We start from the raw sequence: 9,250 nt of genomic DNA, 5'->3' as shown, positions 1-9,250 counted from the left end.
CGGTATTGCTACCAAGCAGAAGGAAGTGGTCGATTTCTTCCTGGGCAAAAGAAAAAGCAGAGGGCGTAAAGCTCTCTGCTCGGTCGATAAAACTGATTTGTTCATTTTCGGAGAGGAAAAGGTTCAGACTCAGCTGTTGATAAGCTCCGTCATCACGACTTCCTCCGCCTGTGCTTTCAGGCTGTTCATGTGCTGCACCCACGCCATCTGCTGCGTTTCCTTGTCCGGTGCGGGGCTGTCCTTCAGGTACTGCTCCATCAGAAACTCCACTCTGGCTTTCGCTGTTTCCTCGATCTCCCACAGGTGCGGGAACAGGCTCTCCGTCAGAATCATGTCGTTCAGGAGCATCGGATTGTTCTGTTCCAAAAATGCTCGACGCATCCTGCCGTACTTGCCCAGAGGTTTCTCTCCCTCGTTCTCCAACTGAAGGTTCGGAATCTGATAATCTCCGGCCTGTCTGTAAGTCATCTCGCTCATAATCTGTACTCCTTTCGGTAGCTTTAATCTGCTCATGTTCTCCAATCGCTTTTTCGATTTCCTGAAACATCCTTGTGCTGATGGCATTCACCGCAGTACCAAGGGCATTTACCGTCTGTCTGGTGTTAAAATCAAACACCTTCTGGAAATCCTCATGCTCGAAGTAGTTGTCGGGACTTTCCACGAACCGGCAATACATCGTATAGGATACGCTGTTTGCCACCGCATTTTTGAAAGCTACTTCGATGTTGAGTTCATCATACTCCTCAAGGAAGCTGTTGGCAACGATGTCGAGGAACTGCTTTTTGTAATCGTCCCAATACTCAGCCGCCAGTGCGAATGCAATATCTTCAAGCTGTGCTTCCAGTACCCCGTCAGCGGCAACACCGAAGGTACGCTCCATCGCTTCCATGACATAGGAGCGGTTTTCAGGCGTCACCTCCCACGGTTTCAGTTCCGGGGAAGAACGGCGAACGCCGGTATCCGCCACATCAAACACATAGCGCAGATACGGTTTATCCCTGTTCATCACAAACAGAGCAATGCCGGTAGAGCCACGCTTTACATATCTGCGGTAATTTTCAGCGTTCCAGTCCTCATAGGGCTTGCAAAAGGTCGCATTGGGGCGCTGAGCATAAATCATCACCTGTTCCGGATAGGTGAACTCATAGTTGCGGGACATCGTTCTCAAAAACGAAGTCCAGTTATCTGTGTTCGAGGTGATTTTCCCAATCGTTTCTTTTGCTAATCCGGAATAAAATCGCTCTTTTGCGTTCATTGTATCCCTCCAATCCTATCAATCCGGATAAAGGTTCAGCTTCTCAAAGGCGGCATCGTCCATGGCTGAAACTTTACGGAGAACCGAGTCTGCCAAAGCAAAAAGCTCTGACTCGTCCTCCGAAAGCTGTTCCTTCATCAGTGTCAGTGCTTCACACAGCCCTGACCTTGTGCCAGGGCTGTAAAGCATCATCATGTTCCGCTCATCCTGTGTGAAATCCATCATTCAATCTCCCTTTCCGGGTGGCTCTTGGGCGGCTTATGGGAAACATCCGGCACGGGCTTTTCCTTTAACTGCTCCAACACCGAAGGACGTTCCTCTAATCCGGACGCTTTTCCGTTATTGATGATACCGTCAATCATCCCATAATCATCTTCCATTGCCATCTCTGCGTTTTTCAGGTAGTTTTCGGACTTCATAAAGTTTTCCAGCTTCTGAAACCCAACAGAATCTACATAGTGAAAGGATACCTCACCGACTACCTTTAAGGCTACGATGTCGCTGACCGACATACTGTGACCACGGAAATCATCCGGGTGGTCAATATTGAACTTTACATACAAATCTTCCAGCTGCCGATTCACATCCTCGGACATAGAAATGGAGCCATGATAGACCACCTCGTAACGGTCAATCTCAGGCTCCATTTCTTTCTTCTGAAGGTAGCTGTAATTTGCAAACATGAGCGGGATATTATCGTCTACATCTTCCCGCAGCTGAAGAATCGCATAGGAATCCGTGGGGCTTTCCAGAAAAGCAACCATTCTGTCATCCGGGGTGGTATTTCCGTGAACATCATCCCATTTTTCGTTTTTCATATCCGTGTCCTCCTTATCGTTCAGGCTCTTTGCGTTTGGGAGAGGGACTGGCAGGCGCAGCTTTTTCTGCGGCCTGTGCCAGTTTTTCCATGACCGACTCACGCTTCGGAGAGTCGAGCTTATCCAGCTGACTTTTCAGCACTTTGGCAACCTCAACCGCAGTTTCCTCACGGGCTTCTTCAATGGCTGTATTCAGGAACTCACGATACGGAGCCGTATTACCAGCGGCAAGATCTGCCTTGATTTCTTGGATATGCGCCTGCACATCATCGACCTGATCCATATATTCATAGGGGTCGAAGTTCTCTGCAAAACGGTCGAGCTTAAAAGCAAGCTCAGCGATAGGGTCATTGACCACCACCGCCTGTCTGCCGACTTCAAAAGCCTGCTCCATGACATCCTCATAGAACATTGCCCGCAGTTCCCGGCGCTCCAGCCCGAAGGATTCCAGAATATCCCGGCGGACTTCGAGCATGGACAGTTCAGGGTTATCAACCTGACCGCCATCAATCTCGTTGTAGTTTTCATCCAACAGGGTGTAGTCGTAACCATCTTCGCAGGTCTGCACCGCAAGGATTCTATCCTTTCCGACCTTCCATGCGGCTTCATCGCCCATAATCTCAGGCTCCGGCATATAGCTTGCGCCGTTGCGCTCCATAATTTCTGCAAACTGGCAGATATGAAACACATTGTATCCGATCTGCGTATGATACTCGTCAATGAAGGTGCAGGGCTTCACAACCATTTCATCCGGGTAGTGAATCTGCACACAGCTGCCATCGGGGATATGAAACAAATCCTTATAATGGCTGTCGATAAATCGGATTTCCTTACCATCCGGGTTGTACTCATTTGTCATTTGCGCTTTCCTCCATTTTCAAATTCCATACTGAACTTCGTTTTGCCATCATCTGATACCTCCATAAAGACGGTGGCATCAAAGGTGTTGCCCGTTCTTTCGGACTTGCAATTCTTGAGCTTTACCTTGCCGGAACCAAGCAATTTCTGCGCCGTGGCAGAAGTCATGCTCTTGCCGATGCTCGCAAAGTAGCGATTGTTTTTCCAGAGGGCAAATTTGCAAGCTCTGTTGGAACAGAAAAATGCCTTGGCTTTGTCCTCTACAGCACTGCCGCAGAGCGGGCATTTGCCGATAGAATTGGCTTCTTTCGACATCGTAACCTCGGAATCACGGATTACTTCATAGTTCTGAATCAGACCGGCAATCACATCTTTGATCTCGTCCATAAAGTCCTCGCTGGCATATTCGCCTTTCTCAATGAGCAACAATTTTTCTTCCCAATCCGCCGTCATGGATGGGGACTGAATCTGTTCCGGCATGACTGTTACCAGAGCCGTACCCTTGTGGGTCGGAATCAGGTGTTTGGTTTTCTTATCACCCTTACGCTCCAGAAAACCGATGCGAACCAGCTTCTCAATGATACCGGCACGGGTCGCAGGCGTTCCCAAACCTTTGCGCTCCACCTCATCAGGCATTTCGTCCGCACCGGCAGTTTCCATAGCAGAAAGCAGAGTATCCTCGGTAAAGTGTTTAGGGGGAGATGTTTTCCCTTCCTTGATTTCCGTGCCGCTGACGGTCATTTCGTCACCAACGGAAACAGAAGGGAGTGTCTGCACGTTTTCGTCGGATTTTGTCGAATCATTTTTCTGAACCAGAGCTTTCCATCCATCCTGCACAACAGTTTTGCCTTTGGTGGAAAACACGGTACCGCCACAGTCCAGCTCAATAACTGTCTCTGCGTATCGGTGCGGATCGCCAACAGCTACGCACAACCGATTCGAGATCAGTTGCAAAATTGCAAGTTCACCCTTGGGAAGTTCGCTCAGATTGCATTTCTGCAATTCTCTGGTCGGAATGATGGCATGGTGATCTGTGACCTTTTTGTTATTCACAACCTGCTCTGCATGAACTGGTATGTTATCCACATCCTCCACGGGGAATGTGTGGAAAGCCAGCTTTACGAGGTCGGTCAGGCTATGTGCCATATCTTCCGTCAGAAACCTGCTGTCGGTACGGGGATAAGTGACCAGTTTCTTTTCATAGAGGTTCTGCGTGTAGTCCAAGGTCTGCTGTGCCGTGTAGCCAAGCACACGGTTGGCTTCTCTCTGTAAACTGGTCAGGTCATAGAGCGCAGGCGGCTTTTCTGTTTTCTCCTTACATTCAGCTTTCTGAACGATTGCCACCGAACAGCTTTGTTTGACAGCTTCGGCTGCTGCCTTGGTTTTGAAGCGTTCGCTTGCAGCCGTAAAACCATCCAATCCAATCTGAACTGTGTAGAACAGTTCAGGCTTGAATGCGGAAATGGCAGCTTCTCGCATAACAGCCATAGCAAGGGTAGGGGTCATAACACGACCAACATTCAGGGTCTGCCCGTAAAGGGTCGAAAAAAGTCGAGTAGCGTTAATACCAACAATCCAGTCGGCTCGTTCTCGACACAGTGCTGCTTCATACAAAGCATCATATTCCGTTCCAGACCTGAGATTTTCAAAGCCCTCCTTGATTGCTACATCTTCCATCGAGGAAATCCAAAGCCGCTCAAACGGCTTTCTGCACCCGGCTTTGTGGTACACCAACCGAAAGATCAGCTCGCCCTCACGACCGGCATCTGTTGCACACACAAGACTCGCAACATCTTCTCTGGCCATGAGCTTTTTCAGAATCCCAAACTGTTTTTTCGTACCGGCAGAAACCTCATACTGCCAGTCCATCGGGAAGATAGGAAGGTCTGCATAAGCCCATTTGCTGTACTTCGCATCATAGACTTCCGGCTGTGCCAGCTCCACCAAATGCCCTACACACCAGCTGACCACATATCCGTTTCCCTCTAAGTAGCCATCCTCACGCTTGGCAGCACCTAACACTTTGGCAATACTCTGTGCAACCGAAGGCTTTTCAGCCAAAACTAATTTCATTTGCATCTGCTCCTTTCACAAAAAAATAAGCAGCCACACACCGTAGTGCATGACTGCTATGTAAAAAGTTCGGAAAGGATTTTTGCAACCTGATACAATTTTCTGTTCTACAATCTCCGTCATAATAAAAATATCTCCATCATTTCAAAAGAGAATGACGGAGATATTTCACCTTGCTTATTCTTGTAGCAACCAATCGGCTATATCGTGAATTTCGATTCCTTCATAGCTATATTGGGGATGTTTGGTTCTGGCAATAATCATTTTCGGATAAGCGTCTCGAATCTGAAGCAGAGGAGAGCATTCTCTCTCAAATGTTTCCTGCCCGGAAATGTTGTCGCTGACCTGAATATAAATCTTTTCGCTACCTCTCTGAGCAACAAAGTCGATTTCCTTTTGATAGAGCTTGCCGACATAGACATCATATCCACGGCGAAGAAGCTCGATACAAACAACGTTTTCATATACTCTGCCATAGTCTATATTTCTGCTTCCCAGTATTGCATATCGAATACCGCTGTCACACAAATAGAACTTTTCAGAGCTTTCAAGGTATTTCTTACCTCGGATGTCATATCTCTTAATATCATAAAATACAAAAGCATTGCACAAATACTTAATGTACTTGCCGACGGTTACATGATTGGTTGGAGTCTCATTTGCTGTCAGTAGCTGACTGACCTTATTCGGAGAAGTCAGGTTGCTGATATTATCCATAAGGAACTCGCTCAGACGTTGTAAAACCAAAGTGTCCGGGAGAGTATATTTCTGTACCAAATCCCTTGTAACAATCGTTTCGTAGACCTCTTTGATATAGTTTGTTCTGTCTTTTTCGGTTCTATAAGCATAGGAACCTGCTAAACCGCCCTTGATAGCGTACTCATCAAAGAGCTTATCTTTGTCACTAATATCATCATAATACTGGCAATATTCCTGGAAGCTGAAAGGAAACACATGAATTTCAATATAGCGTCCGGTAAACAGAGTTGCCAGATCTGCACTCAACAGGAAAGCATTAGAGCCTGTTACATAGATGTCGTATTTTCCCTTAGAGTACAGGCTATTGATTGCCAACTCAAACTTGGGACACATCTGAACCTCGTCTACAAACAGGTAGTTCGTTTTTCCTTCCTGATAATGTTCTTCCACATAGGCGTGTAAGGCATGGTATTCCTTGATTTCTTCATACGCCAAATCCATGAAGTCGATGAAGATAATATTGATGTTTTCAAAATTGCTTTTCAGATACGCAATATACGCCTGCATCAATTTGGACTTACCAGATCGACGAATGCCCGTGATGATCTTGATGTCAGGAGTACCATTCAGTTCAATGATTCTATCGAGATATTTTGCTCTCGTGATTGTTTTCATATAGTCACCCGCTTTCAAAAATTGAAGTTTTTTCATTTCTCGAAACCGCTTCGCTGTACTTATTATACTGTCTGCTAATAGTATATGCAAGATGTCACTTTCAAAAACGCAAATTTTTTTATTTTTTGAAAGCGGAAACTATGTAAAGGCAACCCGAAGGCTGCCCCAGGCATCAAGCCTATCCTGTTTACACAGGTTCATTATCATCTTCATCGACGGAGCTATCTTCATCGTCGTCCTCAAACTCCGGATCGTACCCATAGTCCTCGTCATCGTCCACATAATCAGCATCTGGGTCAGGCTTTGCCGCTTCCTGTGCCTTCTTCTTTTCCTGGACTTTCTTAAATACGAAGAATCCACCACCACAGGCAAGCACAATCAGAGTAAGAATCGCCGGGAGCATATTTGTGGATTTCGGCTTTTCCTCCGGTGTCGGTTCTGTAATTTCAGGAACTGTTTCAACTACTTCCGGCTTTGTTTCCTCAACCGGCTTGGTGAACTCTGCAACTTCTTCCTCGTCCATCAGCTTGAGCAGGTCGGCTTCATCCACCTGATTCAGAAAATGCACGGTTTCCTCGCCCTTATCATCACGGTCAATGATGATATAGAAGTAGTTTCCGTTTTTGGTTACAGCGGTAATGAACTGCTTTCCGCTTTTCGTAGGCGAGCCAGCGTCATCAACCAAAGTCAGATTGCCGTCGGGAGTAAGCGGTAGCATCGGCTCCTCCGGCTCTGTTTCGGGAACTTTTTCTTCGACCGCAGGTTCTTCAGTCGCTACGCTTTCATCTACATAGGCAAATGCCGTTGTAGAAAACACGCCAAAACACATTGCACACGCCAGCAATGCGGCTCCAATTTTCTTAAATCTCATTCTGCGTTTCCTCCTCATTCATAGTATTGATCGTATCAGGCTTCGGAGCCATATCCGCAGCAAACATACGGAGCAGCTCGGAAAGCTGTTCGGGATTCAGGTTCGCAGCATGAACCATCTCATGGATTTCGGAATTTTCCTCCTCACGGTATCTGCGTTCCAGGTCTTTCACCTTAGCATCCCATTCTGCCCGTTTCTTACGGGCTTTTTCAAGGTCTGCACCTATTCTGTCTAACTTGGCACTCAATCGCCATCCCTCCTTTAGTTTCTGATTCTGCCGAAGCAGTAAAAATGCTGTTGCCAGTAATTCGATTCGATAGAAGCGTAGGAAATGGGGTTTCCGCAGTGGATCATCATACCATTGCCAACATAGATACCAACGTGTGATGCACCGGAGGTATCATAAGTGCCTTGGAAGAAAATCAAATCTCCCGGTTTGGCAGAGCTTTTCGGGATAATGTCGCATACGCCCATCAAACCGTTTGCGGTCAAACGACCAACACTCCAACCGTTTCCGCAGTGATTGATTACATAGGAAACAAATCCGGAGCAGTCAAAGGAGGTAGACGGGCTGCTGCCGCCCCACACATACGGGTATCCCAGATATTTTTCAGCTTCCCGAATCATATTGGCAAATCTTGTGTCTGTCAGCGCTTCGCCCGGAATATCATAATCGGTGTACTCGCCGCCAGGGGTGGCGTAAATGTCATTTCCGAAAATATCCGGTCTGTTGCCCCTTGTCTGAAGCAAAATTCTATATCGCTCCATATCATCTTCCGACAAGCCGGAATTTGAAATCACACTGTTCAAGCCCTTATTTCTGAGCTTCACATTCAGAATATAATATTCGTAATCTTCTTCCTCTGTTGTTGTCTCTCCCGTTTCGGGATCAGTAGAAGATGTTGTTCGTGTACGAATCTCTACTACTTCCGTCAGGGTCAGCTCATATTGTTGCTCAAATAGCCATTGCAGGGTAGCCTGCACCTCATCTCTGGTGTAATCCTCAAACTTCACCGTCAAATACGCCGCCAGCTCATAAGGATTGTGGTTGATTTCATCAAGGTCATACCGGTACTCGTCATATCCGCTATGAGTACGCTCGATATTATTGATTTTATTGCGGAGCGCAGCTTCCAAAGCCTTGTAATCATTGTCCGCACCAATAATATCTTCCTCTTTTGCAGTAAAAGAAGTTCCCAGAATGATCTGTGTGCCGCCTTGGAACATAGCCGAACAAGACGAGAACATCCCTGAGAGTATCATAAAAAGCAGTCCGGCAATCAAAACAAACAGAATCGTTTTAGAGTGTGTGGTGCAGAACTCCGTTACTCTTTCTGTGATGTTCTTGGCTCCCTGAGCTGCTTTGCCCGTTGCCTTGCCTGCACCCTTAGATGCAGAAGCCGTTGTCGAAGCGGTATTCTTACCGGCTTTGGCGGCAGCATATTCTTTCTTGATTGCCCTTTTCTGTTGCCAACGGGAAAAGGGATTGGAACCGGCATCGGGGTTGTCCTTTTTGAACTTCTCATACAGGGCATTTACATTTGCTTTATCTGACTTCTCAACCAGCTTTTCCGCCTTGTCGTAGGCTTTCAGCTTGTGACTGTAAACGGCATGATCGACGGTATAGACAGTGGATTCAACAGCCTTGGTCGTTTCCTGCACAGCCTGAACGCCGATATTATCATCCTCATATTCTGACACCGCCCGATGTGCTTTGGATGTGAGCGTGACTGCGGCACCACGGCTTGCCATGTGCTTTGCCACAGATGGGCGCTCGATTTCCGTAAACTCCGCTTTTTCAAAACGGAGCTTTGCTTTACGGGAACCGGCTGCATCTGTTTCCAGCTTTAGCTTCGGCTTTGCCTTTTTAGAAGCCAATTTGTCTGCCGCTTTTTCAGCCCTATCAACCGCCTTATCTGCACGGTCGGCAGCTTTCTTCACATGAGAATCTGCAAGGTCATCTTCGGTAAAACGGAGTCGTGTAGGTCTTTTCGCCATACA

General features: G+C 47.0%; 10 protein-coding genes. 1 reads left to right on the top strand and 9 read right to left on the bottom strand.

Annotation, left to right across the window (positions count from 1 at the left end):
* Positions 1 to 129: 129 nt before the first annotated feature.
* On the bottom strand, positions 130 to 468 hold the full coding sequence (locus tag LJD32_RS05230; protein ID WP_118199520.1) for a TnpV protein: 339 nt from the start codon (positions 466 to 468) through the stop codon (positions 130 to 132).
* A gap of 163 nt (positions 469 to 631) precedes the next feature.
* Between LJD32_RS05230 and LJD32_RS05225 the strand changes: the two genes are divergently transcribed.
* The gene (locus LJD32_RS05225; RefSeq protein ID WP_227391888.1) at positions 632 to 1,225 is read left to right on the top strand and encodes a hypothetical protein; all 594 of its coding nucleotides are present in this window, start codon (positions 632 to 634) and stop codon (positions 1,223 to 1,225) included.
* 48 nt (positions 1,226 to 1,273) lie between these two features.
* On the opposite strand, the gene LJD32_RS05220 is transcribed toward LJD32_RS05225, so the two are convergent.
* From LJD32_RS05220 to LJD32_RS05185, 8 genes are all read right to left on the bottom strand, one after another.
* The gene (locus tag LJD32_RS05220; RefSeq protein ID WP_002578948.1) at positions 1,274 to 1,480 is read right to left on the bottom strand and encodes a transposon-transfer assisting family protein; all 207 of its coding nucleotides are present in this window, start codon (positions 1,478 to 1,480) and stop codon (positions 1,274 to 1,276) included.
* Entirely contained in the window at positions 1,477 to 2,073 is a 597-nt protein-coding gene (locus LJD32_RS05215) for a YodL domain-containing protein (RefSeq protein ID WP_002304389.1), read from the bottom strand. Before LJD32_RS05215 ends, LJD32_RS05220 begins: the two co-directional genes overlap by 4 nt.
* A 13-nt stretch (positions 2,074 to 2,086) precedes the next feature.
* Positions 2,087 to 2,932, bottom strand: coding sequence for an LPD16 domain-containing protein (locus LJD32_RS05210; RefSeq protein WP_002304387.1), 846 nt, complete (start codon positions 2,930 to 2,932; stop codon positions 2,087 to 2,089).
* Entirely contained in the window at positions 2,929 to 5,004 is a 2,076-nt protein-coding gene (locus tag LJD32_RS05205; protein WP_227391887.1) for a DNA topoisomerase 3, read from the bottom strand. The genes LJD32_RS05210 and LJD32_RS05205 overlap by 4 nt, the downstream gene beginning before the upstream one ends.
* A gap of 177 nt (positions 5,005 to 5,181) precedes the next feature.
* A complete protein-coding gene (locus tag LJD32_RS05200) occupies positions 5,182 to 6,414 on the bottom strand; it encodes an ATP-binding protein (protein ID WP_002304383.1) in 1,233 nt (410 codons plus the stop codon).
* A gap of 151 nt (positions 6,415 to 6,565) precedes the next feature.
* Positions 6,566 to 7,249 carry a DUF4366 domain-containing protein gene (locus tag LJD32_RS05195; protein ID WP_002578950.1) on the bottom strand — a complete coding sequence of 228 codons (684 nt, stop codon included), beginning with the start codon at positions 7,247 to 7,249 and terminating at the stop codon, positions 6,566 to 6,568.
* Positions 7,239 to 7,496: a DUF4315 family protein gene (locus LJD32_RS05190; RefSeq protein WP_002304378.1), complete on the bottom strand. Its 258-nt coding sequence runs from the start codon at positions 7,494 to 7,496 to the stop codon at positions 7,239 to 7,241. The genes LJD32_RS05195 and LJD32_RS05190 overlap by 11 nt, the downstream gene beginning before the upstream one ends.
* Positions 7,497 to 7,510: 14 nt before the next feature.
* Positions 7,511 to 9,247: a C40 family peptidase gene (locus LJD32_RS05185; protein ID WP_002304377.1), complete on the bottom strand. Its 1,737-nt coding sequence runs from the start codon at positions 9,245 to 9,247 to the stop codon at positions 7,511 to 7,513.
* Positions 9,248 to 9,250: the final 3 nt, after the last annotated feature.

Source organism: Faecalibacillus sp. TM498 (assembly GCF_020589955.1).
Classification (GTDB): Bacteria; Bacillota_I; Bacilli_A; order Erysipelotrichales; family Coprobacillaceae; genus Faecalibacillus; species Faecalibacillus intestinalis.
The sequence above is the reverse complement of the archived record's forward strand: the minus strand, read 5'-3'. Positions and strand labels throughout refer to the sequence as shown.